The sequence below is a fragment of the Rathayibacter sp. AY1A5 genome (genome assembly GCF_002930875.1).
GTDB lineage: Bacteria > Actinomycetota > Actinomycetes > Actinomycetales > Microbacteriaceae > Rathayibacter.
This window is the reverse complement of the sequence record NZ_PSTM01000024.1, coordinates 1-23,735: the sequence shown is the minus strand read 5'-3', so window position 1 is coordinate 23,735 and position 23,735 is coordinate 1. Positions and strand designations below refer to the sequence as shown.

Here is a 23,735-nt window from a genome sequence, read left to right as displayed (position 1 = left end):
GAATGGCCGACTTCACCCCCGCCCCCGCCACCGGGCGCCAGTTCTCGCTCGACCTCACCGCCGAGGGACGCACCCTGCACGCCGTCGTGACGGAGGTGGCCGCAGCGCTGCGCCACCTCTCGGTCGACGGAGTGGAGATCACCGCCTCCTACCCGGAGAGCACCGTCCCGCCGTTCGGCTCGGGCATCGTCCTGATGCCCTGGCCCAACCGCGTCAAGGACGGGCGCTGGCACCACCGCGGCGAGACGCTCCAGCTCGCGATCACCGAGCCGAAGTACCACAACGCCATCCACGGCCTCCTGGTGAGCACCCCGTACCGCCTCGTCGACCAGGGCCTGTCCTTCGTCGAGCTGGCCGCGCCGGTCGTGCCGCAGGCGGGCTACCCGTTCCACCTCGAGACCTCGGTCCGCTACGAGCTGCAGGCCGACGGGCTGAAGGTCGTCCACCGCGTCGTCAACGTCGGAGCCGACGAGGCGCCCGTCGCCATCGGCACGCACCCCTTCCTCGCCATCGGCGACGTCCCGACCGACGAGCTCGAGATCACCGTCGACGCGGCGGTGCACATCGAGGTCGACGAGCGCCTCAACCCCACCGTGCAGAACCCGGTCGAGGGCACCGAGTGGGACCTCCGCTCCGGCCGCCGCATCGGCGACCTCGAGCTCGACGACGCCTGGGCCGACGTCCGGATGGTCGACGGCGAGAGCGTGCACGGCCTCCGCGCCGCGGACGGCCGCCGCGTGCTCCTCTGGGCCGACGCCTCGCACAACTTCATCCAGGTCTTCATCACCCGGATCTTCCCCGACGGCGACGACGTGAAGACCGCGATCGCCGTGGAGCCGATGACCGCTCCCGCCGAGGCGTTCAACAGCGGGCAGGGCCTGCGCTGGCTCGAGCCGGGCGAGGAGTGGACCGTCGCGTGGGGCATCCGCCACGAGGGGTTCCCCACCGCGTCATGACCACCCTCGCGGCGGTCGGGCGCGACGACGAGGCCAAGCGCGTCGCTCTCGTCCGGATGAAGCGGCTCGCCACGGGCCTGCTCGTGGTGATGGCCGTCGTCTTCGCCGTGTCGTTCGCCCTGCAGGAGCGCTACCCGTGGCTGCAGTGGGTCCGGGCCGCGAGCGAGGGCGGGATGGTCGGCGCGCTCGCCGACTGGTTCGCCGTGACCGCGCTGTTCCGGCGGCCGCTGGGCCTGCCGATCCCGCACACCGCGATCATCCCGACCAAGAAGGACGAGATCGGCGCGAGCCTCGCGCAGTTCGTCGAGGAGAACTTCCTCCGCGGCGCCATCGTGCGCGAGAAGCTCGACTCCTTCGGGATCGCCCGGCGGGCGGGGCTGTGGCTCGCCGAGCCGGAGAACGCGCACCGGGTCGGCGGCGAGAGCGCCGCGGCCGTCCGCTCGGCGATCGCCCTGCTGGACGACTCCGACGTGCAGCGCGTGATCGAGGCGCTGGCACGGCGCCACCTCCTCGACCCGCAGTGGGGCCCGCCGCTGGGCTCGCTGGTGGGAAGCGTGGTCGAGGCCGGCCACCACCGGCGCCTCGTGGACACGCTGGTGGAGCAGGCGGAGGCGTGGCTGACCGCGAACCCGCAGAGCTTCACCCGCATGGTCAGCGGCCGCCTGCCGAGCTGGCTGCCCTCCGCGGTCAGCCGAGCGGTGGACGAGCGGTTGTACCGCGAGGCTCTCGTCTTCGTCGCCGCGGTGCGCGAGGACCAGGTGCACCCGTTCCGGATCGCGATCGACGGCTACCTCGCCACGCTCGCGCAGGATCTGGGCACCGACCCCGACCTGATCGCCCGGGTCGAGGAGATCAAGAACCGCGCCTTCGACAGCCCGCGCGTCCGCGAGCTCGCCGGGGACGCCTGGGAGGCGACGAAGGCCTCCCTCCTCGGCGCGATGGACGACCCGTCGAGCCCCCTCCGCGGCAGCATCGAGTCGATCGTGGTCGATCTGGGCCGCCGGCTCTCGACCGACGCCGGTCTCGCGGCGACCGTCGACTCCTGGATCGGATCGGTCGCGGCCAACCTGGTCGACCGCTACCGCACCGACATCGCCAGCATCATCGGCGACACCATCCACCGCTGGGACCCGCGCGAGACGTCCGAGAAGCTCGAGCTGCAGGTCGGGAAGGACCTCCAGTTCATCCGGATCAACGGCACCGTCGTGGGCTCCCTGGCCGGGCTGGTCATCTTCACCGTCGCGCACGCGCTGCTCGGCTCGTGAAGCGGGGCGCCCGGGCCCGCTCCGCAAGCCCTCGTCGGCGTCGGTGGTCGGGCGTACGGTCGCACCATGAGCGATGACAACACGACCGATCCCGATGTCAAGACCGAGGGCGACGTCCTCGGCGCCCGTGCCGACGACGGCAGCGACACCAGCGCCAGCAAGGACCCGTCCGACTGGGTCACCGGCGACGAGCCGATGACCGGCCCGCAGCGCAGCTACCTCGACACCCTCGCGCGCGAGGCGGGCGAGACCCTGCCCGCCGACCTCACCAAGGCCCAGGCCTCCGAGCACATCGACCGCCTGCAGTCCTCCACGGGCCGTGGCGACGGCAGCAACGGGCACGACTGATCCCGCCGGGGCGCCCCGGGGCTGAGCATCAGTCCCCGTCGGCGCCCCCGTCCGGGGCGCGCACACCGCGCCCCGGCGTCCTTAGGGTTCCGTCATGGCGATCTCCCGCACCACGCGCAACGCCCTCGACCTCATCGACGCGATCCGGATCCCCGGCCGCATCGATCCCCGTCTGGCCCGGCAGGTGACCCTGTCCCTCCGCCAGCTCCTCGAATCCGGAGCCTTCGGCCCGAGCGAGCGGCTCCTCCGCCGCCGCGCGAGGAGGCTCCGCTCCCGCACCCGCGAAGCGGCCGCGTTCCGGCAGACGCGCTCGGCCGGCTGCACCGTCCAGCCCTGAGTCCGCTGAACGGAGCCGCTCCGCTGTGACCGGCGACGGGACAGACACCGTTCGCGCGGTCGTCTAGAGTTCCTGGCATCCGGTCCGCCGGATGCCCGCCGCAGTCTCCCGGCCGGTCGACAACGGAGTCGTCCCGGTGCGGGTCATCCCCCCGTTCGCGCGTCGAACGCCCCGCTGGTTCCAGCACCCCGCTCCCTCCTCGAGAAGGGACTCCCGCGATGACGACTCGCGTCTCGCACACCGCGACGACCGTCCGCCTCGTCCGCTGGTACCGGATCGACTCCGACTGGCTCTCGGAGGTCGTCACCGGCCGCCTGCTCGAGCACCAGGACGGCCGCTGGCGCCTGCTCGTCGGCGAGAAGGTCCGCGACTACCCGGACGAGGTGTGGTCGCTCTGCCACGAGTGACGCCGTCGCGGAGCACCGCGGCCCGGACGAGCCGTCAGAGGTAGAGGTAGTACGTCTTCGCGCAGTCCGTCGAGCAGAACGGGTCACGGCGGCGGGCCGGCCGGACTCGGCACGCCTCGCACAGCCGAGGCCGGCGCAGGAGGACGCGGAGGACGGTCAGCACCTCTGCACGGTAGTGCGGCGACCTGGCTGCGCCCTGGCACTGTCCGGAAAGCGCGACCAGGCGGTCGTGTGGTGGGCCCCGTCGGGCTCGAACCGACGACCCGCGGATTAAAAGTCCGCTGCTCTGCCAACTGAGCTAGAGGCCCGCGCGCTCCAGGGTAGCGGGCCGTCGACGCCCCCGGAGCAGGTGCGGCCCGGAGCAGGTGCGGCCCGTAGCGCGGACGATCCCGGAGCGGACCGCGTCCTCCGCGCGGGCATACCCGCCCAGCCGCGGGCGTTACCCTCCTCGAACCCCCTACGGAGCGCGAGCGCGAGAGCGTCCGCGCGCACGACCGCGGAAGGCGGCCCCATGACAGACGGCTTCCACAAGCCGACCAAGTTCCCCTCCCACGTCTTCGAGGCGTTCCAGGGAGGAGAGGACCCGGCGCAGATCAGCCGCGTCGCCCACGAGACCGCGATCGCGCTGCTGAGCCGTGTCCGGAACGACCCCGACCCGGTGGTCATCGACCGCCTGGTCGAGTACACCGACCACAACGGCATCGACGCGCTCGCCGAGCTCTGGGCGCGCTCCAGCGCGGCGAGCCTGCCGGGCGCCCTCTGGCGGATCTACCTGCTGCGGCTGGTCATCCGGCAGGACCCGGAGAGCACGAGCTTCCTCTACCAGCGCGGAGTCGAGCTGTCCGCCACGATCGACCCGGTGGTCGCCGGAGCCAGCACTCCCACGGGGCCGGCCGAGATCACCGAGCTGGCCGACCGGATCCTCCGCGGCGTCTTCGACGGCGACTTCGCGGTGGCACTGGACCGCGCCGCGGCGTTCTGCCGCGTGAGCGCCTCCGGAGCCGTCTCGGTCGCCGACGACGTGGAGCCGGTGAACCCCGCCCGGGCGAGCGAGCTGACCACCCGCGCCCTGCGCCTCTCGACCACCGCGGCCGAGCTCGTGAGCTGCGCGCGGCTGTGGCGGAGCGACTCCCTGGAGTGACGCGCAACCCGCGTTCACCCATTGCGAACGCCGCTCGCCGCCACCGCGGAGGCCTTTGGTAGACTGGCGGAAGCCGGATCGCAGTAACCCCGGGCTCCACTTATAGCCGCTTCGAGCGGCCTCGCGCCGAGAGGCGTTCCTGCGGTCCGGCCCCTTCTCTGCTCGCATCGAGGCCACGGTGCGCGAGGCGAGGGCCCAGGAGGAGTCGATCCTCGCCCGAGTCCCCACAGACAGGCGCCAGCGGAATGAAGAACAGCAGAGCTCTCCGGATCGGCGCGCGCGTCTGGGCGGGGACGGGGCTGCTGGTCGTCGCCGCCCTCTACCTCCTCGCCGCGCCGAGCGTCGACGACGCGGAGGGCGCCCAGTTCGCCGCGGGGGTCTCGCTCTCGCAGGGCACGGTGATGCGCGTCCTCGCGGTCCTCGACGTGCTCGCCGGGCTCTGGGTCCTCATCCGCCCGCGCAGCTATCCGGGCATCACCGCTGCGGCGGTGGCCGTGATCTCGCTCTGGCTGGCCCCCCGGCTGGGCGACCCGGCGCTCGTGCCGATCGGCACGTTGGCGCTGGATGTCCGATTCGTGACGCACCCGATCGAGGTGTCGGTCGTCGTTGCAGGCCTGGCCGTGACAGCCTTCTGGATGACGCGGAATCTTTCAGCCCGGGCGCGGGCGAGGCGGGGCTGATGACGGACGACACCACAGCGGAGGCGGCTGTCCTCCTCGAGCGCATCGCCGGGGGAGAGCAGGCCGCGTTCGCCGCGCTCTACGACCAGATGGCCGGCCGGGTCCTCGGCCTGATCATCCGCGTCCTCGTCGACCGCTCCCAGTCCGAGGAGGTGGCCCAGGAGGTCTTCCTCGAGATCTGGCAAACCGCTGGGCGTTTCGCTCCGAATAAAGGAAGCGCGACGACCTGGATCCTCACGATGGCACACCGCAGGGCCATCGACAGGGTCCGCGCGGCTCAAGCCGGCCGTGATCGGGACATGCGCATCGGAATCCGAGACCTCGGACGCGACTACGACCAGGTCTCCGAGCAGGCGGAGGTGTCCCTCGAGCACGAGAAGGTCGCGGCCGCCATGGGCCGCCTGACGGAACTGCAGCGGCAGGCGCTGCAGCTCGCTTACTACGGCGGATACTCGCACAGCGAGATCGCGGGGATCCTGCAGTGCCCCGTGGGAACCGTCAAGACACGCCTGCGTGACGGAATGATCAGACTTCGAGAAGAGATGGGGGTGGCCCTGTGAACGATGTGCGACTCCCCGACGGGATGGACGACCCGCGCGATCTCGCGGCGGGTCACGCACTGGGCATCCTGACGCCCGAGGAGCAGGAGCGCTACGAGCGCTTCCTCTCCGAGCACCCGGAGGCGCGCGGCGAGGCCGACGCGTTCGCCGAGGTGGCGGAGGCGCTGGTCGCCGACGCACCCGCCGTGGAGCCCTCGCCGGGCTTCAAGGCCGACCTGATGGCGCTCATCGCCACCACTCCGCAGCTGCCGCTGGAGGAGCCCGACGAGGACCACGAGGCGCCCGCCGCGCCCCGTCTGGTCCCCGTCGCCTCCGAGGGCGAGCGGAGCGGTCCGACGGCTCGCCGGGACGGTGGCGGCAGCGCCGCGAACCGCGCACGGAGCCGCTGGTTCGCCCGCCCCGCGGTCTACCTCTCGGCGGCCGCGGCCGCCGCGGTGATCGTGGTCGGCGGAGTGACCCTTCCGCCGCTGCTCTCGTCCGGCCCCGGCCAGACGCAGCAGCAGACGGCTCTGGAGCAGATCCGCAGCGCCCCCGACGCGCAGGAGACGACCGGCACGGTCGCCACCGGCGAGCAGGCGACGCTGGTCTGGTCGAGCTCGCTCGGCCGCTCCGCCCTCGTGGTGGACGACCTGGCGCCGCTGCCGGAGGACAAGACCTACGAGCTCTGGTACATCGGCTCATCCGGTCCGGTCGCCGCAGGGACGTTCGACGGGGGAGAGGGCAGCACCGTGGCCCCGCTTGAGGGGAGCCTGACCGAGGGCGGAGTCGTCGCCGTGACGGTCGAGGACGCCGGCGGCTCGCCGACTCCGACCACCGATCCGATACTGGCGATCGACATCGCCTGACGGCCCGAGCACGAGAAGAGCCGCACTCCCATGACGGAGTGCGGCTCTTCTCGTTCCCGGAGGGAACGCGGTGGAACGAGAGCGAGCCGCGACCCCGGAGGGACGCGGCTCGCTCTCGTCTGCGGCGGATCAGCCGAAGCGGCCCGAGACGTAGTCCTCGGTCGCCTGGACGGACGGCCGCGAGAACATCGTCGCGGTGTCGTCGTACTCGATGAGCTTGCCCGGCTTGCCGGTGCCCGCGATGTTGAAGAACGCGGTGCGGTCCGAGACGCGCGAGGCCTGCTGCATGTTGTGGGTCACGATGACGATCGTGTAGTCGTTCTTGAGCTCCTCGATGAGGTCCTCGATCGCGAGGGTCGAGATCGGGTCGAGGGCGGAGCAGGGCTCGTCCATCAGGAGGACGTCGGGGGAGACGGCGATCGCGCGGGCGATGCACAGACGCTGCTGCTGGCCGCCGGAGAGACCGGAGCCCGGCTTGTCGAGGCGGTCCTTCACCTCGTTCCAGAGGTTCGCGCCCTGGAGCGAGCGCTCGACGAGCGCGTCCGCGTCCGACTTCGAGATGCGGCGGTTGTTGAGCTTCACGCCGGCCAGCACGTTGTCCCGGATGGACATCGTCGGGAACGGGTTGGGGCGCTGGAAGACCATGCCCACCTGCCGGCGGACCTGCACCGGGTCGACGCCCGGGCCGTACAGGTTGTTGCCGTCGATCAGGACCTCGCCCTCGACGTGCGCGCCGGGGATGACCTCGTGCATGCGGTTGAGCGTGCGGAGGAAGGTCGACTTGCCGCAGCCGGACGGGCCGATGAAGGCGGTGACCGTGCGGGGCTCGATGGCGAGCGAGACGCCCTCCACCGCGAGGAACTGGCTGTAGTAGACGTTGAGGTCGTTGACCTCGATGCGCTTGGACATTGCTTCCTTCGGGGATTCCGGCCGGAGCCGAGTGGTGGGTGTCAGCGGCCGAGCTTGGGGGCGAAGATCTTCGCGATCAGGCGGGCGACCAGGTTCAGCGCCATGACGATCAGGATGAGGGCCAGCGCGCCGGTCCAGGCCCTGTTGAGGAACGCCTCGGCGTCGGGGCCCTGGTTCGCGTACTGCGTGTAGACGAAGACCGGGAGGGTCATCATCCGCTCGCTGAAGAGGTCGTAGTTCATCGACGCGGTGAAGCCGGCGACGATGAGCAGCGGGGCGGTCTCGCCGATGACGCGGGCGATCGCGAGGGTGATGCCCGTCGTGATGCCGGCGATGGAGGTCGGCAGCACGATCTTGACGATGGTCAGCCACTTCGGCACGCCGAGGGCGTAGGACGCCTCGCGCAGCTCGTTCGGGACCAGCTTCAGCATCTCCTCCGACGAGCGGACGACCACGGGGATCATCAGCACGGCGAGGGCGATCGAGCCGGCGAAGCCCATCCGGACGCCGGGGCCGAGGAGCAGCGCGAAGAGCGCGTAGGCGAACAGGCCCGCGACGATGGAGGGGATGCCCGTCATCACGTCGACGAAGAAGGTGATCGCCCGGGCGAGGTGGCCGCGGCCGTACTCGACGAGGTAGATCGAGGTGAGCAGGCCGATCGGCACCGAGATCAGCGCGGCCATGGCCGTGATCTCGAGCGTGCCGATGATCGCGTGGAGGGCGCCGCCGCCCGCGTCGATGACGTTGCGCATCGACGAGGAGAAGAAGAGCGGATCGAACCGCGCGACTCCGTTGGAGACGACCGTGTAGAGCAGGGAGATCAGCGGGAGCAGCGCGATGATGAACGCGGTCGCGACCAGCGAGGTCACGAGGCGGTCGACAGCCTTGCGGCCGCCCTCGACCAGGCGCGAGACCACGTAGATGGCGACGTCGAAGAGGACAGTGCCCCAGAAGATCGCGCCGACGAGGCTGAAGTCGTTCATCATGCCGGCCGCCTGGAGGATCAGGAAGACGGCGGCGAACACGACCCAGCTGCCGACGAGCAGCATCCAGGGGGTGCCCTTGGGCAGCTTGCCCGCCTGCAGCGAGAAGGGCATCGACGAGGTGGCGGCGGACATCAGTTGGCTCCCGAGAAGGCCTTGCGGCGGTTGACGATGAACCGCGCGACCGAGTTCACGAGGAGGGTGATGACGAAGAGGATGAGGCCCGAGGCGACGAGGACGTTGACGCCGACTCCGCTCGCCTCCGGGAACTGCAGCGCGATGTTCGCGGCGATGGTGTTCGAGTTCTGCGGGGTGAGCAGGAGGAAGGAGACGACCGTCGCGGGCGAGAGCACCATCGCGACGGCGAGCGTCTCGCCGAGGGCCCGGCCGAGGCCGAGCATGGCGGCCGAGACGATGCCCGGGGCGCCGAAGGGCAGGACGGCCATGCGGATCATCTCCCAGCGGGTCGCGCCGAGCGCGAGCGCCGCCTCCTCGTGCAGGCGCGGGGCCTGGAGGAAGATCTCGCGGCAGACCGCGGTGATGATCGGGATGACCATGACGGCCAGCACCACCGAGGCGGTGAGGATCGTCTTGCCGGTGCCCGACGCCTGGCCGCCGAAGAGCGGGAACCAGCCGATGTTCACGTTGAGGAAGAGGTAGAAGGGCTGCACCATCGGCGCCAGCACGGTCGCGCCCCAGAGGCCGAAGACCACCGAGGGGACGGCGGCGAGGAGGTCGACCACGTAGCCGAGGGCCATCGCGATGCGGCGCGGCGCGTAGTGCGAGATGAAGAGGGCGATCGCGATCGAGAGCGGCAGGGCGATCACCAGGGCGATCACCGCCGACCAGACCGTGCCGAACACCAGGGGGCCGACGTAGGCCCAGAAGCTCGTCGCGTCGCCGGGAAGGCTGCCGGCCGGCGCGGTGAACGCGGGGATCGACTGCGCGATGAGGAAGATCGCGACGGCGGCGAGGACGAGGAGGATGAGGGAGCCGGCGGCGACGGTCGAGATCGAGAAGACCCGATCTCCGACACGCACCTTCGCCTTCGGGCGGACGACGGTCTCAGTTGCCATTCCAGGGGACTCTCTTCAGACGAGGGGGTTCGGCGGGGCGCACAGGGAGATGCTAGGGCTCGGAGGGGCGTCCGGTGGGTCGAGCCCGGCACAGGCGGGGCCCGTCCCGCGGATCGTGCTGCGAGACGGGCCCTGCCGATGGGACTACTTGATCGACTCGATCGCGGTGGCGACGGTCGAGGCGAGCTCGGAGCTCAGGGGAGCGGAGCCGGCCTGAGCGGCGGCGGCCTCCTGGCCCTCCTCGCTCGCGATGTAGGAGGCGAAGGACTTGACGACCTCGCCCTTGTCGGCGTCCGCGTACTCCTGGCACACGATGAGGTAGCTGACCAGGACCATCGGCCAGGCGTCCGCCTCGGTGCCGGTGCGGTCGATCTTGATCGCGAGGTCGTTGTCCTCGCGGCCGTCGGCGATGGGCGAGGCGGCGACGACCGCCGCGGCTCCGTCGGCCGAGATGGTCGAGAACGCGTCGCCGACCTTCAGCTGGGCCATGTCCATGCCCTGGGCGCCGGACTCGTCGGCGTAGCCGATCGTGTTGGTGCCGTTCTTGACCGCGTCGACGACACCCGAGGTGCCCTTGGCGCCGTCACCGCTCTGGTACGGGAAGGTCTGCGCGGCGGGAGCGTCCCAGACGTCGCTCGCGGTGGCCGCGAGGTAGTCGGTGAAGTTCTGCGTGGTGCCCGAGTCGTCCGAGCGGTGCACGGAGGTGATGTTCGCCGACGGGAGGGTCGCGTCGGGGTTCAGGGCCTTGATCTCCGGGGCGTCCCAGGAGGTGATGGTGCCCTTGAAGATGCCAGCGATGGTGGCCGCGTCGAGCTTGAGCTCGTCGACGCCCTCCACGTTGAAGATGACCGCGATCGGCGAGATGTAGACCGGGAGGTCGATCGCCTTGGTGTCGGGGGCGCAGGCGGCGAAGGTGCCCGCGAGCTCCTCGTCCTTGAGCGCGGAGTCGGAGCCGGCGTAGTCGGCGGCGCCGTCGATGAAGTTGGTGCGGCCGGCGCCGGAGCCCTGCGGGTCGTAGTTGACCGTGACCTCGGGGTTCGCGGTCTGGAACGCGGCGGCCCAGGTGGTCTGCGCGGTGCCCTGAGCGGACGAGCCGATCCCGGTGATGGTGCCGGAGAGCGTGGAGGTGGTGGCGGAGCCGGAGCTGCCGCCTGCGGCCGGTGCCTCGTTGGCAGCGCAGGAGGTCAGCGTGATCGCTGCGACGGCGGCGACGACGGCCGCCTGGCCGAGACGCGAGAATCTCACAAGTATCCCTTTCGGGTAGGAAAGCGTGGAAAACAGAACAGGGCCTGGTGCAGCCCGCGAGCGAGAGTACGGAGGGGTCGTGTCCTGGCACCGACCGCTCGGTGAACGCGCGGTGAACGGGTCCGCCTCGGGGATTGCGGAGCAACGGGGCGGCGGGGAAGGCGCGGTGCGTCGGGCGCGTCCCGGCGGCGCGACCGGCCCGGTGCGGACGGACCCGTCGAGCCGGTCACGCAGCGCGCCCGGGCGGTCAGGCCAGCGGCGTGTGCGTCTCGATCGCGACGATGCCGGATCCGGGGTGGCCTGTGGAGAGGTGCACCACGGCGAAGCCCCCGGTCGGGAGCGCTGCCGCCTCGTCGAGGTAGGCGCCGAGAGGGGTCGCCGTGGCGAGGGCGATCTCGCGCAGGATCTCGGGGATCACCGGCCGGTGGCTGCAGAGGACGGCGGTGCGGCGGGCGCGGACCCGCTTGCCGACCAGGGCGCGGACGTCGGCGGTGCCCTGCTCGTGCGCCTCCTGGCTGAGGTCGTCGCGCAGCTTGACCGGCTTCCTGACCAGACCGGACAGCGGGGCGATGGTCGACCGGCAGCGCTTGGCGGTGCTCGAGACGAGGCGGCGCGGGCGCCAGGCGGCCACGGCCTGAGCGGCGGCAGCGGCCTCGACCCGGCCGCGCCCGGTGAGGCGGCGGGTGGAGTCGCGGCCGTCCCAAGAGGAGGCGGGCACCGCCTTCGCGTGCCGCAGGACCACGATCGCGAAGGTCTCGAGCGCACCGCGTGCGGCTATCCGGGCGAACTCGTCGACGATCGTCACGTCGTGCGGATAGGTCAGGTAGCTCCGGGCCCGCTTGAGCGTCACCCACTCGAGCGCCTCGACCTCGTCGTTCGGGAGGAAGTCGGACGCCAGGACGGCCTTCTCGGTCACCTGCGCCGCCCAGTAGTAGACGGCCTTCGGGCGCCCGCTCGGCAGCGTGTACTCGGTGCACCCCAGCGGCACCCCGAGCGCCACCGAGAGCCCGGTCTCCTCGCGGATCTCGCGGACCGCGGTCTCCGGGAGGGACTCGCCCGCGTCGACCTTGCCCTTGGGCAGGCTGACGTCCCGGCGGTGCGGCCGGTGGATCACGAGGATGTGCGGGCGGCCCTCGATGATCCGCCAGCACACCGCTCCTGCTGCGTAGACGGTGCCCGTCACGGGAGTCAGCGGCTGGAGGCCCGGTTGGCGGACCGTGTCGCCGCGCGCTTGCGATGGGTGATGTGCTGCATCAGCTGGTTCTGCAGGTCGGCGAGCGGAGCGCCCTCCTCATCGAGGTGGTGCCGCGTCCAGTCGCCGTCCGGGCCGAGCCACCAGGAGGCGGTCCGCTCGTCCATCGCCCGCTCGAACATGTCGTCGATCTCGCTGAGGTGCGCCGGCTCGACGATCCGCACCAGAGCCTCGACGCGGCGGTCGAGGTTGCGGTGCATCATGTCGGCGCTGCCGATGAAGACGTCCGGCTCGCCGCCGTTGACGAAGCTGAAGATGCGGGAGTGCTCGAGGTAGCGGCCGAGGATCGAGCGCACGCGGATGGTCTCGGAGAGCCCCTCCTGGCCGGGCTTCAGCCCGCAGATGCCGCGCACCCACACGTCGACCGGCACGCCGGCCTGGCTGGCGCGGTAGAGCGCGTCGATCACGGACTCGTCGACGATCGAGTTGACCTTGATCCGGATGCCCGAGGGGCGCCCCGCGCGGGCGTTCTCGGTCTCGGCGGCGATCCGCTTGAGCAGGCCCTTCCGCAGGTGGCGCGGCGCGACCAGCAGGCGCTTGAACTTCTTCTCGATCGCGTAGCCCGAGAGCTCGTTGAACAGACGCGTGAGGTCCTTGCCGACCTCGGGGTCGGCCGTCAGGAGTCCGAGGTCCTCGTAGATGCGCGAGGTCTTCGGGTTGTAGTTGCCGGTGCCGATGTGGGAGTAGTGGCGGAGCACTCCGCCCTTCTCCTGGCGGATGACGAGCGCGAGCTTGCAGTGGGTCTTCAGCCCGACGAGCCCGTAGACCACGTGCACGCCCGCCTTCTCGAGCTTGCGCGCCCACGAGATGTTCGCCTGCTCGTCGAAGCGCGCCTTGATCTCGACCAGGGCGAGCACCTGCTTGCCCGACTCGGCCGCGTCGATGAGCGCCTCGACGATGGGGGAGTCGCCCGAGGTGCGGTAGAGCGTCTGCTTGATCGCGAGCACGTCCGGATCGGCCGCCGCCTGCTCGAGGAACGACTGCACGCTCGTCGCGAAGGACTCGTAGGGGTGGTGAAGGAGCACGTCGCCGCGGGAGACGGCCTTGAAGACGTCCTGCCGCTGGTTGGGCTCGCTGGGCGAGAGCTGCACCGCCGTCGTCGGGACGTGATTGGGGTACTTCAGGTCCGGGCGGTCGATCTTCTGCAGGCTGAAGAGCCCGCTGAGGTCGAGCGGGGCCGGGAGCTTGTAGACCTCCTGCGTCGTGATGTCGAGCTCGCGGACCAGCAGGCCCAGCGTCTCGTCGTCCATGTCGTCGGTGACCTCGAGGCGGATGGGCGGGCCGAACCGGCGGCGCAGCAGCTCCTTCTCGAGGGCCTTGATCAGGTTCTCGGTCTCGTCCTCGTCGACCTCGACGTCCTCGTTGCGCGTCACCCGGAACACGTGGTGGTCGAGGATCTCCATGCCGGGGAACAGGTCGTCCAGCTGGTTGGCGATCAGGTCCTCGAGCGAGATGAACCGCATCGGCTCGCCCGGCGCCGCGACTCCGGCGATCCGCACGAAGCGGGGGAGCATCTGCGGCACCTTGAGGCGCGCGAACTCGACCTTCTGCGTCTTCGGGTTCCGCACCCGCACCGAGAGGTTGAGCGAGAGGCCGGAGATGTAGGGGAACGGGTGCGCCGGGTCGACCGCGAGCGGCATCAGCACCGGGAACACCTGGGCCGAGAAGTAGTCGTCCAGCACGGTGCGCTCGGCGTCGCTCAGCTCGTCCCAGCGGACGAGGTCGATGCCGCCGTCGCGCAGGGCGGGCTCGACGAGCTCCTTGAACGCTCGGGAGTGGCGCTGCTGCAGCAGGTGCGCCTTCTCCGAGATGTCGGTCAGCACGTCGACCGGCACGCGGCCGATGTTCGTCGGCAGGGCGAGCCCCGTGAGGATGCGGCGCTTGAGGCCGGCGACCCGGACCATGAAGAACTCGTCGAGGTTGGACGAGAAGATCGCCAGGAAGTTCGCCCGCTCGAGCGCCGGAACCAGCGGATCCTCCGCGAGCTCGAGCACGCGCTGGTTGAACGCGAGCCAGCTCAGCTCCCGGTCGAGGTAGCGGTTGTCGGGGAGGAGTGGGTCCGAGTGCTCCTCCTCGTCGTCGAAGTCGTCGTCGAGGTCATCGCTGAGACCGTCTTCGAGAAGCAGGTTGTCGCCGTCCATGCGACCATCCTGGCACCGCGCCCGTCCGCTCCGCGCCGCCGCTCGTGAATGCCGGATGAACGGGGCCGGGGGAGGCCCTGTGGAGGAGTGCCGGCTCAGCGCAGCGGCGCGGCGCGCTGCAGGTACTGCACGTCGACGGAGGCGTCCGTGAACCCGAGCGAGCGGTAGAGCGCCACCGCCGACCGGTTCTCGGCCTCGACGTAGAGGTCGGCCGTGGTGCAGCCGCGCTCGAGCATCCGCGCGAGCCCGGCGTTCAGCAGGGTGCGGCCGAGTCCCCGTCCGGCCGCCTCGGGGGCGACCCCGAGGACGTAGATCTCGCCGGTCGTCGATCCCGGCTCGATCTTGAGCCAGTCGTAGCCGAGGAGCGTGCCGTCGGCGTCGCGGAGCAGGAGGAAGTCGCCCTCGTCGAACCACGGCTCGGCGCGGCGGGCCGCCAGGTCCTCCTCCGTCATCCGCCCCTGCTCGGGGTGCGCGGCGAAGACCCGCGCGTTCAGGGCGATCCACTCGGCCGGAGCGAGGTCGCGGGCGTCCGAGAGGACGACGCCCTCGGGGACGCGGACCTCGGGGGCGGCGAGCGGCTCGAGCTCGAGGTGCAGGAGGGTGCGCACCGGGGCGAAGCCGTGGGAGGCCGCGAGGGCCCGGGCGGCGGGGTGGTCGCCGTGCGCCCAGGCGAGCAGGCCCGTCCGGCCGCTCGCGAGGACCTGCTCCAGGGTCGCGGTGCCGAAGCCGACCCCGCGCCACTCCGGATCGACGACGAACTCCAGCTCGCCCTGCCCGAGGATCGCCGCCGCCACGACCACGTCCGCGCGCAGCCCCACGAGGAGGGTGCGCGAGCCGGCCCGGGCGTCGACGAGCGTCTGGTCGCTGAAGGGGGGCTGGTGGTCGAACCAGGCGGCGCGCCCGATCAGGTGCTCGAGGCCGGCCGCCACCGCGGGATCGGCCAGGTCCTCAACGGACAGGTTGAGCGACTCGCTCATTGTCCTCTTCGTACACGTTGAAGCGGTATCCGACGTTGCGGACCGTGCCGATCAGCGACTCCAGGTCGCCGAGCTTCGCGCGGAGGCGCCGCACGTGCACGTCGACCGTGCGGGTGCCGCCGAAGTAGTCGTAGCCCCAGACCTCGCTCAGCAGCTGCTCGCGGGTGAAGACGCGCGAGGGGTGCGTGGCGAAGAAGCGGAGGAGCTCGAACTCCTTGAAGGTGAGGTCGAGCGGGCGCCCGTGCACCTTGGCGGAGTAGCTTGCCTCGTCGATCACGACGCCCGAGGCCTGGATGCGCGAGGTCGACTGCTCCTGCGCCAGCCGGCCGATCACCAGGCGGATGCGGGCGTCGACCTCGGCGGGGCCGGCCGAGTCGAGGATGACGTCGTTGACGCCCCAGTCGGCCGAGACGGCCGTGAGCCCGCCCTCCGTGAGGATCAGGATGAGGGGGACGTTGATGCCCGTGGTCGTGAGGATCTTGCAGAGCGACTTGGCGCTGGCGAGGTCCTGCCGCGCGTCGACCAGGATCAGATCGCAGCTCGGGGCGTTCACGAGCTGGGCGGGCTCCGCGGGGATCTGCCGGGTCCGGTGGCTGAGGAGCCCCAGTGCGGGGAGCACCTCGGCGCCTCCCGCCGAGGTCAGTATCAACAACTGCGCCACGGATCCTCCAGAACTGGTCTGCCCGCAATACTAGCGGCGGGCCGGGAGGGGCGTCCGCCTGGGGCACAATTGTCGGATGGGCAGGGATCGGGTGGGCATCGGAGTCGTCTGGGCGCTCGCACTCGCGGGCTCCGTGCTGACGCTGGCGATCGCCGCTCCGGAGTCCCGGCAGCTCTGGCTCGCGCTGACGTTCGGCGGCTGCGTGCTCGCGACCTTCGCGGTGCAGCTCGCCGTGGCCCGCGCCGAGGGGTACCTCCTCCGCGCGATGACGAGCATCGTCGGAGCGATGGCCGTGGTCGCGGTCGCGAGCGGGATCGCCCTCCTCCTCCCCGCCTGAGCGGTCGCGCCCTCCCGTCCCGAGCGCCCGGATCCGCACCGCCTGAGCGGCCGCGTCCGCCCCGCCCCTGCGTCGGAGGCGGCGGGTAGGATGAGCGCATGCTTCTCGCCCTGGAACTCTTCTACCTCGGTCTGCTCGGGCTCGCCTCCCTCGCCATCGCGTGGGTCTCCGGCGTGGTCGTCTACAAGCTCTACCGCGGCCAGCGCTAGCCGCCGCCGGAGCCCGAGTGATCTCGCTTCCGTCGGGCCTGCCGCCCGAGCTCGTCCCCCTGTCCTGGCTTCTCGGCGTCTGGGAGGGCTCGGGCGTCATCGACTACACGATCGGCGACGACTCCGTCCAGGCCGAGTTCGGCCATCGCATCAGCTTCAGCTACGACGGCCTCCCGTACCTCAACTACAACTCCTACACGTGGCTGATCGAGGAGGGCGCCGAGGAGGCGCCCCGGCCGCTGGTCACCGAGACGGGCTACTGGCGCCTCAGCCGCGCTCTGACCGACTCCGACGCCGGCCCGGGAATGCTGCCCGGCCGCGGCGCACCCGCCTTCCCCGACGCGGAGTCCGTCGAGACGCTGCGCAACGCCGCCGGCGGGTTCGACATCGAGGTCTCGCTCGTGCACCCGGACGGGGTCAGCGAGCTCTACCTCGGTCAGGTCAAGGGGCCGCGGATCGACCTCGCGACCGACGCGGTGATGCGCACCGCCGCGGCGAAGGACTACGCCGCCGCCACGCGCCTCTACGGCCTGGTCGACGACCACCTGCTCTGGGCGTGGGACATCGCCGCGCTCGGCCAGGGCCTGCGGACCCACTCCTCCGGACGGCTCGCCCGTGTCGACTGACGCGCTCTCCCCGCTCCTGGCCGCCCCGGGCGCGGTCGCGACGACGAGCGCCGCCGAGCCCGGCGTCGCCGCCCACTACGGCGAGCCCTTCCGCGAGCAGCGCGCTCTCGCCGCGGGCACCGCGCTCGTCGACCTCTCCGGCCGCGGCGTCGTGACCGTCACGGGGCCGGACCGTCTCACCTGGATCGACTCGCTCACCAGCCAGGCCGTCTCGCGCCTCGCTCCCGGCGCGTCCGCCGAGACGCTCCTGCTCGACCCGACCGGCCGGATCGAGCACGTCATCCGCCTCGTCGACGACGGCGAGACCGCCTGGCTCCTGCTCGACCGCGACGAGACGGCCGGCCTGGCCGCCTGGCTCGACCGGATGCGCTTCATGCTCCGCGTCGAGGTCGCCGACCGCACCGACGACTTCGCGACCCTCGCCGCCCTCGGCGACGGGCCGGCCCTGACGCTCGCTCTGTCCCTGGCCGAGGAGCCCGTCGTCTGGAGCGACCCGTGGTCGCAGGTCCAGCCGGGCGGCTGGCAGTACGCGCTGACCACAGAGCACCCCGGGGCCTCCTGGGAGCTCCGCGAGGTCCTGGTCCCGCGAGCGGCCCTCGAGGCCCTCGCGGAGACGGCCGTCGGGGTGGGAGTGGCCCTCGCCGGGGTCGACGCCCTCGAGGCGCTGCGCATCGCCGCCTGGCGCCCGCGCCACGCGACCGAGGTCGACGAGCGGTCCATCCCGCACGAGCTCGACCTCCTCCGCTCGAGCGTGCACCTCGCCAAGGGCTGCTACCGGGGCCAGGAGACGGTGGCGAAGGTGCACAACCTCGGCCACCCGCCGCGGCGCCTGGTCCTGCTGCAGCTCGACGGCTCCGACTCGGTCCTCCCCGCCCACGGCGACGTCGTCACGGCGCTCAAGGGCGGCGAGCCGGTCGAGGTCGGCACGGTCACCTCCAGCGCCTGGCACTACGAGGACGGACCGGTCGCCCTCGCGGTCGTCAAGCGGAGCGTCCCGGTGGACCTCGAGCTGACCGTGCTGGCCGGCGACTCGCGCGTGGCCGCGGCCCAGGAGGTCGTGGTCCCGCCCGGAGCCGGAGCGGAGGCGGGAGTGCCCCGCCTGCCCCGCCTCGGGGCGACGACCAGGTAGGCCACGCCGTGGTGGCCGCACGTCCCGCCGAGCGGGGCCGGGCGGCCGAGCGGCTGCGCGGTCTCGTCCGGACCCCCGAGCTGAGTCCCGCGCGCGCCCTCGCCCGCGCGGGGGCGTCGCTCCCCGCCGTGCTGCAGATCGTGCTCGCGGCGACCCTCGCCTACTCCGTCGCGCACTTCCTCCTCGGGCACCCCGCGCCGGTGCTGGCGCTGACGGCCACGATCTCGAGCCTCGGCATCGCGCGCGACACCCGCCCCAAGCAGGTGGCCGAGACAGCGACGGGGATGCTCATCGGCATCACGGCCAGCGAGGTCCTGCTCCTGCTGTGGGGGAGCGGCGTCTGGCAGCTCGCCGTCGTCCTCGCGATCGTCTTCACGCTCGGCCGGGCCCTCTCGCCCTCGCCGGGGTTCGCCGTGGCCGCCGGGACCCAGGCGATGCTGGTGATGGTCCTCCCTGCGCCGGACGGAGGCGTCTTCACCCGGAGCGTCGACGGCCTGATCGGCGGGCTCGCGGCGCTGCTCTGCACGGCGATCGTGCCCCGCCCGCCGCTGCGCACGGCGCGGGCCGAGGCGCATCGGCTCCTCACCGCGCTCAGCCGGACCGTGGAGGAGCTGGCCGAGGCGCTCCGCCGGGGCGACTCCTCGGCGTCCACCGCAGCCCTCGAGCGGATCCGCGGGACGCAGCCGGTCATCGACGGCTGGACCGCGGCGCTCGACTCCGCGACCGGCGTCGCCCGGATCTCGCCGTTCGTCCGTCGGCACCGCGGCGAGCTCTCCCGCCAGGCCGTGATGCTGTCCGCGCTGGACCTCGCGACCCGGAATCTGCGCATCGTCGCGCGCCGCACCGACTTCCTCGTCGGGGACGGCGCCCCGCGGCCGGCGCTCGCCGGAGCGGTCGCCGCCCTCGGCCCGGGCATCGCGCTGCTCGGCCGCGCGGTCGCCGATCCGTCGGTGCTCGCCCTGGCGCGTCAGGACCTCGTGCTGCTCGCGACCACGCTCGACCCCCAGCGGCTGGTCCCGGAGGCGCGCCTCGCCGAGAAGACGGTGCTCGTCCTGCTCCGCCCGCTCGTCGTCGACCTGCTCACGGCGACAGGCGCCGCTCCCGCCGAGGCGCGGGCCGCCCTGCCCCCGCTCGCCTAGGGCTCAGGAGGTCCGGTGCTCAGGCCCGGCGCTCAGGAGGAGGGGGCGACCGCCTCCCACGCGACCGTCACCTCGCCCAGGCGCCAGCGCCGCGGCCCGCCGAGGACCGGCCACTCCGGCCGGAGGTCCCGGACCGTCGCGATCCACCGCTGACCCGGACCGTAGACGGCGAGAGGGGCGTTCAGCGTCCACGCCCGCTCGAGGGCGGAGAGGAAGGCGTGCACGCCCTCGCCGGGCACGTTGCGGTGGATGAGGGCCTTCGGCAGGCGCTCGGCCGCCGTCATCGGCGAGGGGATCGTCGCGAGCCGGAGCGAGAGGGTCAGCGAGCGCGGGCCCTCCCGGCCGACCTCGATCCAGGTGCAGATGCGGCCGATCTCGTCGCAGGTGCCCTCGACCAGGACGCCGTCGGGCTGCAGGCGGTCCGTCATCGTCGCCCAGGCTGACTGCACCGCGTCCTCGTCGTACTGGCGGAGCACGTTGAAGGCGCGGATGACGTCCGCCCGCCGCCCCGCGGGCAGGGGCACCTCGAAGCCGCCGCGCTCGAAGCGCACGCGCGCGTCCGCGGGGAACGGCGTGCCGCCCTCCCTCACCCGGGCGAGCTGGCGTCGAGCGGTGTCGACCCGGGCGGGCTCGATCTCGAGGCCGAGCACCTCGACGTCGGGCGCGGCCCGGACGAGCCGGCGGTGCAGCTCGAGCGTGGTGACCGCGCTCGCCCCGAAGCCGAGATCGACGACGAGCGGGGAGGCGGTGCTGCGCAGGACGGGCAGCTCGGCGAGCCGGCGGTCGACCCGGCGGAGGCGGTTCGTGCCCGTCGTTCCGCGGGTGACGGCTCCGATGGTCATGCTCTCCAGCGTATCCGCGGGCGAGGGGGCCGCCTCTAAGCTGGACGCATGTCCGAGACCTACACCCTCATCCTCGTGCGCCACGGCAACAGCGAGTGGAACCAGAAGAACCTCTTCACCGGCTGGGTCGACGTGCGCCTGACCGAGCAGGGAGTCGCGGAGGCCACCCGCGCCGGCGAGCTGCTGACCGAGGCGGGCCTGCACCCCGACATCGTCTACACGTCGCGCCAGACCCGTGCGATCCAGACCGCCAACATCGCCCTCGAGGTCGCCGACCGCCTGTGGATCGACGTCAAGCGCTCCTGGCGCCTCAACGAGCGCCACTACGGCGCCCTGCAGGGCAAGGACAAGGCGCAGACCCTCGCCGAGTACGGCCCCGAGCAGTTCCAGACCTGGCGCCGCTCCTTCGACGTGCCGCCGCCCCCACTCGACGACGACGACCAGTACTCGCAGGCGCACGACGAGCGCTACGCCGACCTCGGCGACGCCCTGCCCCGCACCGAGTCGCTGAAGCTCGTGATCGAGCGGATGCTGCCCTACTGGGAGTCCGACATCAAGCCGGACCTCGCCTCGGGCAAGACCGTCATGATCACCGCGCACGGCAACTCCCTCCGCGCGCTGGTGAAGACGCTCGACGGCATCTCGGACTCGGACATCGCGGAGCTCAACATCCCGACCGGGATCCCGCTCGTCTACGAGCTGAACGAGGACTTCGAGCCCAGCGGGGAGGCGCGCTACCTCGACCCCGAGGCCGCGGCCGCCGGTGCCGCCGCCGTCGCCGCCCAGGGCGCCAAGAAGTAGCACCGCCCCGCACGCGCGAACGGCCCGCCCGAGTCCTCGACTCCGGCGGGCCGTTCCCGTCCGCAGCTCCGACGGGGACGGCACGGACACGTCCGGCCCGCAGGAGACGATCGTTCCTGCGGGCCGGACGGTGAGACGGGCCGGAGCCCGAGGTGTCGACTAGGAGTAGTCGCCCGAGATCAGGTACTGGACCTTCTTGGCGATCGACACGGCGTGGTCGGCGAAGCGCTCGTGGTAGCGGCTGGCGAGGGTCGCGTCGACGGTGTCCGCTGCCTGGCCCTTCCACGCCTCGCTGAGCACCTTGTCGAAGACGCTGACGTGCAGCTCGTCGATCTTGTCGTCCTCGTCGCGGATCTCCTCGGCGATGCGCGGATCCTGCGAGCGGAGCAGGTCGGTCAGCTTGTGCGCGACGACCACGTCGAGGCGGCCCATCTCGACGAACGTCGGACGCAGGCTCTTGGGGACCACCTTGTCGGGGAAGCGGTAGCGCGAGAGCTGGGCGATGTGCTCGGCGATGTCGCCCATCCGCTCGAGCGATGCGCTGATGCGCAGCGCCGAGACGACGATCCGCAGGTCGCGGGCGACCGGGTTCTGCCGGGCGAGGATGTCGATCGCGAGCTCGTCGAGGCTGATGGCCAGCTCGTCGATGCGCGCGTCGCTCGCGATGACCTCCTCCGCGAGGGTGACGTCGGAGTGGTTGAACGCCTGGGTCGCCTTCTCGATGGCGATCTCGACGAGTCCGGAGATCTCGACGAGTCGTTCCTGGACCTCGGCCAGCTCCTGCTGGAAAACTTCGCGCATCTGTGTTCGACCCTCTCTACGGCGCGCGCGGACGACGGCGCCGGATCTGCGGCGAGCACCTCGCACGCCGCTGCGACTGCACTCCGTGGGCGCAGGCGCAGTCATGATGACCACGGCAGGTTAACGAACGGTGCCGGGCGTTTGAACAGTACTCGACCCCCGGAGGATCGACGGGCGTCCGGTAGGGGGACGCCCGGTGGATGGTTAGCCTGGGTCCGTGGATTCGGGCTTGATCGTGGTTCTGTCGCTCGTTCTCGGTGTCGCGATCGGGATCCTTCTGACGACCGTGCTCACGCTCGCCGCCCGCCAGGGCCGCATCGCGCAGGACGTGATCTCGGTCGGGCTCCCCGAGGGGATCGAGGCGATCATCGACGCCGTCGGCTCGCCCGCCTTCGTGACCGACCCGTCGCACAACGTGCTGAAGGCGTCCACCCGCGCCGTCGCGCTCGGCCTGGTCTCGCAGGACACGCTGCTCCACCCCGACCTCGCCGCCATCGTCGACCGCGTCCGCCGCTTCGGCGACGACATCGTCCAGGACCTCGAGCTCGCGACCAGCCCGCTCTCCGACGCCGCCGTGACGCTCGTCGTCCACGCGACCCGCCTCGGCTCCCGCTACGTCCTCGTCATCGCCGAGGACCACACCGAGGCGCGCCGGCTCGAGGCCGTCCGCAGGGACTTCGTCGCCAACATCTCCCACGAGCTGAAGACCCCGATCGGCGCAGTCGGCCTGCTCGCCGAGGCCCTCGACTCCGCCGCCGACGACCCCCAGCAGGTGCGCCGCTTCGCGCACCGGCTGACCCAGGAGTCGCACCGCCTCGCGAAGATCACCCGCGAGATCATCGAGCTCTCCCGCCTCCAGGCCGCCGACGTCGCCGGCTCCGCCGAGATCATCCGCGTCGACGACGTCGTCACGGCGGCGCTCGAGACCACCCACGTCATGGCGGAGTCGCACGACGTCACCCTGGTCAAGGGCGGGATGAAGAAGGCCTACGTCGTGGGGCAGGAGAAGATGCTCGTCTCGGCGCTGCACAATCTCCTCGCCAACGCCATCCAGTACTCGCCCGCCGGCTCCCGCGTGGGCATCGGCGTCCGCTCCACCGGCGGCGTCGTCGAGATCGCCGTCACCGACCAGGGCATCGGCATCCCGGAGGAGGACCTCGACCGGGTGTTCGAGCGCTTCTACCGCGTCGACCAGGCCCGCTCCCGCCACACCGGCGGCACCGGCCTCGGCCTCAGCATCGTCAAGCACGCCGTGCAGAACCACGGCGGCGACGTCCGCGTCTGGTCCAAGCCCGGCCGCGGCTCCACCTTCACCATCCGGCTCCCCGAAGCCGACCCCGCCCGGACGCCCTTCGCGGCGACCGCCCCGATAGGAGAACACGCGTGACCAGCATCCTGCTCGTCGAGGACGAGAGCGCCCTCAGCGAGCCCCTCAGCTACCTGCTCGAACGCGAGGGCTACGACGTCACCGTCGCCGAGGACGGCAACCGCGCCGTCGCCGCCTTCGACGAGGGCGACTACGACCTGATCCTCCTCGACCTCATGCTGCCCGGCATGCCCGGCACCGAGGTCTGCCGCGAGATCCGCACCCGCTCCTCCGTCCCGATCATCATGGTCACCGCCAAGGACTCCGAAGTGGACATCGTCGTCGGCCTGGAGCTCGGCGCCGACGACTACGTCACCAAGCCCTACTCCACCCGCGAACTGCTCGCCCGCATCCGCGCCGTCCTCCGACGCCGCACCGAGGAGCCCGGCGAGGAGCGGATCGTCGTCGCCGGCCCCGTCCGCATGGACATCGAACGCCACACGGTCGAAGTCGACGGCGTCGAGACCCCGATGCCCCTCAAGGAGTTCGAGCTCCTCGAGATGCTCCTCCGCAACGCGGGCCGCGTCCTCACCCGCGGCCAGCTCATCGACCGCGTCTGGGGGAGCGACTACTTCGGCGACACGAAGACCCTCGACGTCCACGTCAAGCGCATCCGCTCCAAGATCGAGAAGACGCCGAAGGAGCCGGTGCTCCTGGTTACTGTCCGCGGCCTCGGCTACCGCTTCGACGCTTGATCGCGGG

General features: G+C 71.7%; 26 protein-coding genes and 1 tRNA gene. 16 read left to right on the top strand and 11 right to left on the bottom strand.

From position 1 onward, the window contains the following. Nucleotides 1-2 precede the first annotated feature (2 nt). The 5 genes from C5B98_RS14440 to C5B98_RS14420 all read left to right on the top strand — a co-directional run bounded on the left by C5B98_RS14440 (nucleotide 3) and on the right by C5B98_RS14420 (nucleotide 3,313). Nucleotides 3-956 (top strand): aldose 1-epimerase family protein, encoded by a 954-nt coding sequence (locus C5B98_RS14440; protein WP_104327972.1) that lies wholly within the window; start codon nucleotides 3-5, stop codon nucleotides 954-956. Beyond that, nucleotides 953-2,221 (top strand): DUF445 domain-containing protein, encoded by a 1,269-nt coding sequence (locus tag C5B98_RS14435; protein ID WP_104224715.1) that lies wholly within the window; start codon nucleotides 953-955, stop codon nucleotides 2,219-2,221. Before C5B98_RS14440 ends, C5B98_RS14435 begins: the two co-directional genes overlap by 4 nt. A gap of 66 nt (nucleotides 2,222-2,287) precedes the next feature. Next, entirely contained in the window at nucleotides 2,288-2,569 is a 282-nt protein-coding gene (locus tag C5B98_RS14430) for a DUF3072 domain-containing protein (protein ID WP_104224714.1), read from the top strand. A 94-nt stretch (nucleotides 2,570-2,663) separates the two neighbouring features. Further along, the gene (locus tag C5B98_RS14425) at nucleotides 2,664-2,906 is read left to right on the top strand and encodes a hypothetical protein (protein WP_104224713.1); all 243 of its coding nucleotides are present in this window, start codon (nucleotides 2,664-2,666) and stop codon (nucleotides 2,904-2,906) included. A gap of 218 nt (nucleotides 2,907-3,124) precedes the next feature. Beyond that, nucleotides 3,125-3,313: a hypothetical protein gene (locus C5B98_RS14420; RefSeq protein ID WP_104224712.1), complete on the top strand. Its 189-nt coding sequence runs from the start codon at nucleotides 3,125-3,127 to the stop codon at nucleotides 3,311-3,313. 232 nt (nucleotides 3,314-3,545) lie between these two features. Here C5B98_RS14420 and C5B98_RS14415 read toward each other — a convergent pair. Continuing rightward, nucleotides 3,546-3,621 (bottom strand) — tRNA-Lys (locus tag C5B98_RS14415). A gap of 203 nt (nucleotides 3,622-3,824) precedes the next feature. Here C5B98_RS14415 and C5B98_RS14410 point away from each other — a divergent pair. From C5B98_RS14410 to C5B98_RS14395, 4 genes are all read left to right on the top strand, one after another. After that, nucleotides 3,825-4,454, top strand: coding sequence for a DNA-directed RNA polymerase subunit beta (locus C5B98_RS14410; RefSeq protein ID WP_104227273.1), 630 nt, complete (start codon nucleotides 3,825-3,827; stop codon nucleotides 4,452-4,454). Between the two features lie 245 nt (nucleotides 4,455-4,699). Continuing rightward, on the top strand, nucleotides 4,700-5,134 hold the full coding sequence (locus C5B98_RS14405; RefSeq protein WP_104227272.1) for a hypothetical protein: 435 nt from the start codon (nucleotides 4,700-4,702) through the stop codon (nucleotides 5,132-5,134). Then, nucleotides 5,134-5,694 (top strand): ECF RNA polymerase sigma factor SigK, encoded by a 561-nt coding sequence (gene sigK / locus C5B98_RS14400; RefSeq protein ID WP_104224709.1) that lies wholly within the window; start codon nucleotides 5,134-5,136, stop codon nucleotides 5,692-5,694. Before C5B98_RS14405 ends, sigK begins: the two co-directional genes overlap by 1 nt. After that, on the top strand, nucleotides 5,691-6,539 hold the full coding sequence (locus C5B98_RS14395; protein ID WP_146076502.1) for an anti-sigma factor domain-containing protein: 849 nt from the start codon (nucleotides 5,691-5,693) through the stop codon (nucleotides 6,537-6,539). Before sigK ends, C5B98_RS14395 begins: the two co-directional genes overlap by 4 nt. 129 nt (nucleotides 6,540-6,668) lie before the next feature. On the opposite strand, the gene pstB is transcribed toward C5B98_RS14395, so the two are convergent. The 8 genes from pstB to C5B98_RS14355 form a co-directional block, all read right to left on the bottom strand. Next, nucleotides 6,669-7,448 carry a phosphate ABC transporter ATP-binding protein PstB gene (gene pstB / locus C5B98_RS14390; protein ID WP_104224707.1) on the bottom strand — a complete coding sequence of 260 codons (780 nt, stop codon included), beginning with the start codon at nucleotides 7,446-7,448 and terminating at the stop codon, nucleotides 6,669-6,671. A 41-nt stretch (nucleotides 7,449-7,489) separates the two neighbouring features. After that, complete coding sequence (pstA, locus tag C5B98_RS14385) at nucleotides 7,490-8,566, bottom strand: phosphate ABC transporter permease PstA (protein ID WP_104224706.1); 1,077 nt, start codon at nucleotides 8,564-8,566, stop codon at nucleotides 7,490-7,492. Further along, nucleotides 8,566-9,507, bottom strand: coding sequence for a phosphate ABC transporter permease subunit PstC (gene pstC / locus C5B98_RS14380; RefSeq protein WP_104327971.1), 942 nt, complete (start codon nucleotides 9,505-9,507; stop codon nucleotides 8,566-8,568). The genes pstA and pstC overlap by 1 nt, the downstream gene beginning before the upstream one ends. 144 nt (nucleotides 9,508-9,651) lie before the next feature. Continuing rightward, nucleotides 9,652-10,752 (bottom strand): phosphate ABC transporter substrate-binding protein PstS, encoded by a 1,101-nt coding sequence (gene pstS, locus C5B98_RS14375; protein ID WP_104327970.1) that lies wholly within the window; start codon nucleotides 10,750-10,752, stop codon nucleotides 9,652-9,654. Nucleotides 10,753-10,999: 247 nt separating this feature from the next. Next, nucleotides 11,000-11,935, bottom strand: coding sequence for an NUDIX domain-containing protein (locus C5B98_RS14370; protein ID WP_104224703.1), 936 nt, complete (start codon nucleotides 11,933-11,935; stop codon nucleotides 11,000-11,002). Between the two features lie 5 nt (nucleotides 11,936-11,940). Then, complete coding sequence (locus C5B98_RS14365; protein WP_104224702.1) at nucleotides 11,941-14,145, bottom strand: RNA degradosome polyphosphate kinase; 2,205 nt, start codon at nucleotides 14,143-14,145, stop codon at nucleotides 11,941-11,943. A 95-nt stretch (nucleotides 14,146-14,240) separates the two neighbouring features. Then, nucleotides 14,241-15,122 carry a mycothiol synthase gene (gene mshD / locus C5B98_RS14360; RefSeq protein WP_104227268.1) on the bottom strand — a complete coding sequence of 294 codons (882 nt, stop codon included), beginning with the start codon at nucleotides 15,120-15,122 and terminating at the stop codon, nucleotides 14,241-14,243. Continuing rightward, nucleotides 15,094-15,783, bottom strand: coding sequence for a winged helix-turn-helix domain-containing protein (locus C5B98_RS14355; RefSeq protein WP_104224700.1), 690 nt, complete (start codon nucleotides 15,781-15,783; stop codon nucleotides 15,094-15,096). Before C5B98_RS14355 ends, mshD begins: the two co-directional genes overlap by 29 nt. A gap of 76 nt (nucleotides 15,784-15,859) precedes the next feature. Between C5B98_RS14355 and C5B98_RS14350 the strand changes: the two genes are divergently transcribed. The 4 genes from C5B98_RS14350 to C5B98_RS14335 all read left to right on the top strand — a co-directional run bounded on the left by C5B98_RS14350 (nucleotide 15,860) and on the right by C5B98_RS14335 (nucleotide 19,223). Next, nucleotides 15,860-16,120, top strand: a complete 261-nt coding sequence (locus C5B98_RS14350) for a hypothetical protein (protein ID WP_146076503.1) — start codon at nucleotides 15,860-15,862, stop codon at nucleotides 16,118-16,120. Between the two features lie 226 nt (nucleotides 16,121-16,346). Beyond that, the gene (locus C5B98_RS14345) at nucleotides 16,347-16,955 is read left to right on the top strand and encodes an FABP family protein (RefSeq protein WP_104224698.1); all 609 of its coding nucleotides are present in this window, start codon (nucleotides 16,347-16,349) and stop codon (nucleotides 16,953-16,955) included. Next, nucleotides 16,945-18,084, top strand: a complete 1,140-nt coding sequence (locus C5B98_RS14340; RefSeq protein ID WP_104324497.1) for a folate-binding protein YgfZ — start codon at nucleotides 16,945-16,947, stop codon at nucleotides 18,082-18,084. Before C5B98_RS14345 ends, C5B98_RS14340 begins: the two co-directional genes overlap by 11 nt. A gap of 8 nt (nucleotides 18,085-18,092) precedes the next feature. Beyond that, nucleotides 18,093-19,223, top strand: coding sequence for an aromatic acid exporter family protein (locus C5B98_RS14335; RefSeq protein ID WP_104327969.1), 1,131 nt, complete (start codon nucleotides 18,093-18,095; stop codon nucleotides 19,221-19,223). 32 nt (nucleotides 19,224-19,255) lie between these two features. Here the strand turns inward: C5B98_RS14335 and C5B98_RS14330 are convergent, their stop codons facing one another. After that, on the bottom strand, nucleotides 19,256-20,065 hold the full coding sequence (locus tag C5B98_RS14330) for a class I SAM-dependent methyltransferase (RefSeq protein WP_104327968.1): 810 nt from the start codon (nucleotides 20,063-20,065) through the stop codon (nucleotides 19,256-19,258). Nucleotides 20,066-20,113: 48 nt separating this feature from the next. Between C5B98_RS14330 and C5B98_RS14325 the strand changes: the two genes are divergently transcribed. Next, complete coding sequence (locus C5B98_RS14325) at nucleotides 20,114-20,866, top strand: phosphoglyceromutase (RefSeq protein WP_104327967.1); 753 nt, start codon at nucleotides 20,114-20,116, stop codon at nucleotides 20,864-20,866. Nucleotides 20,867-21,025: 159 nt separating this feature from the next. On the opposite strand, the gene phoU is transcribed toward C5B98_RS14325, so the two are convergent. After that, nucleotides 21,026-21,667 carry a phosphate signaling complex protein PhoU gene (gene phoU, locus C5B98_RS14320; RefSeq protein ID WP_104224693.1) on the bottom strand — a complete coding sequence of 214 codons (642 nt, stop codon included), beginning with the start codon at nucleotides 21,665-21,667 and terminating at the stop codon, nucleotides 21,026-21,028. A gap of 217 nt (nucleotides 21,668-21,884) precedes the next feature. On the opposite strand from phoU, the gene C5B98_RS14315 reads away from it, so the two are divergent. Beyond that, nucleotides 21,885-23,054: a cell wall metabolism sensor histidine kinase WalK gene (locus tag C5B98_RS14315; protein ID WP_104224692.1), complete on the top strand. Its 1,170-nt coding sequence runs from the start codon at nucleotides 21,885-21,887 to the stop codon at nucleotides 23,052-23,054. After that, on the top strand, nucleotides 23,051-23,728 hold the full coding sequence (locus C5B98_RS14310) for a response regulator transcription factor (protein WP_104227263.1): 678 nt from the start codon (nucleotides 23,051-23,053) through the stop codon (nucleotides 23,726-23,728). Before C5B98_RS14315 ends, C5B98_RS14310 begins: the two co-directional genes overlap by 4 nt. The last annotated feature ends 7 nt before the right edge of the window (nucleotides 23,729-23,735 follow it).

Excerpts from the sequence above, each read along its gene's own strand:
- C5B98_RS14440 (WP_104327972.1), top strand. The coding sequence starts at position 3 with ATGGCCGACTTCACCCCCGCCCCCGCCACCGGGCGCCAGTTCTCGCTC.
- C5B98_RS14435 (WP_104224715.1), top strand. The coding sequence starts at position 953 with ATGACCACCCTCGCGGCGGTCGGGCGCGACGACGAGGCCAAGCGCGTC.
- C5B98_RS14430 (WP_104224714.1), top strand. The coding sequence starts at position 2,288 with ATGAGCGATGACAACACGACCGATCCCGATGTCAAGACCGAGGGCGAC.
- C5B98_RS14425 (WP_104224713.1), top strand. The coding sequence starts at position 2,664 with ATGGCGATCTCCCGCACCACGCGCAACGCCCTCGACCTCATCGACGCG.
- C5B98_RS14420 (WP_104224712.1), top strand. The coding sequence starts at position 3,125 with ATGACGACTCGCGTCTCGCACACCGCGACGACCGTCCGCCTCGTCCGC.
- C5B98_RS14410 (WP_104227273.1), top strand. The coding sequence starts at position 3,825 with ATGACAGACGGCTTCCACAAGCCGACCAAGTTCCCCTCCCACGTCTTC.
- C5B98_RS14405 (WP_104227272.1), top strand. The coding sequence starts at position 4,700 with ATGAAGAACAGCAGAGCTCTCCGGATCGGCGCGCGCGTCTGGGCGGGG.
- sigK (WP_104224709.1), top strand. The coding sequence starts at position 5,134 with ATGACGGACGACACCACAGCGGAGGCGGCTGTCCTCCTCGAGCGCATC.
- pstB (WP_104224707.1), bottom strand. The coding sequence starts at position 7,448 with ATGTCCAAGCGCATCGAGGTCAACGACCTCAACGTCTACTACAGCCAG.
- pstA (WP_104224706.1), bottom strand. The coding sequence starts at position 8,566 with ATGTCCGCCGCCACCTCGTCGATGCCCTTCTCGCTGCAGGCGGGCAAG.
- pstC (WP_104327971.1), bottom strand. The coding sequence starts at position 9,507 with ATGGCAACTGAGACCGTCGTCCGCCCGAAGGCGAAGGTGCGTGTCGGA.
- C5B98_RS14365 (WP_104224702.1), bottom strand. The coding sequence starts at position 14,145 with ATGGACGGCGACAACCTGCTTCTCGAAGACGGTCTCAGCGATGACCTC.
- mshD (WP_104227268.1), bottom strand. The coding sequence starts at position 15,122 with ATGAGCGAGTCGCTCAACCTGTCCGTTGAGGACCTGGCCGATCCCGCG.
- C5B98_RS14350 (WP_146076503.1), top strand. The coding sequence starts at position 15,860 with ATGGGCAGGGATCGGGTGGGCATCGGAGTCGTCTGGGCGCTCGCACTC.
- C5B98_RS14330 (WP_104327968.1), bottom strand. The coding sequence starts at position 20,065 with ATGACCATCGGAGCCGTCACCCGCGGAACGACGGGCACGAACCGCCTC.
- C5B98_RS14325 (WP_104327967.1), top strand. The coding sequence starts at position 20,114 with ATGTCCGAGACCTACACCCTCATCCTCGTGCGCCACGGCAACAGCGAG.
- phoU (WP_104224693.1), bottom strand. The coding sequence starts at position 21,667 with ATGCGCGAAGTTTTCCAGCAGGAGCTGGCCGAGGTCCAGGAACGACTC.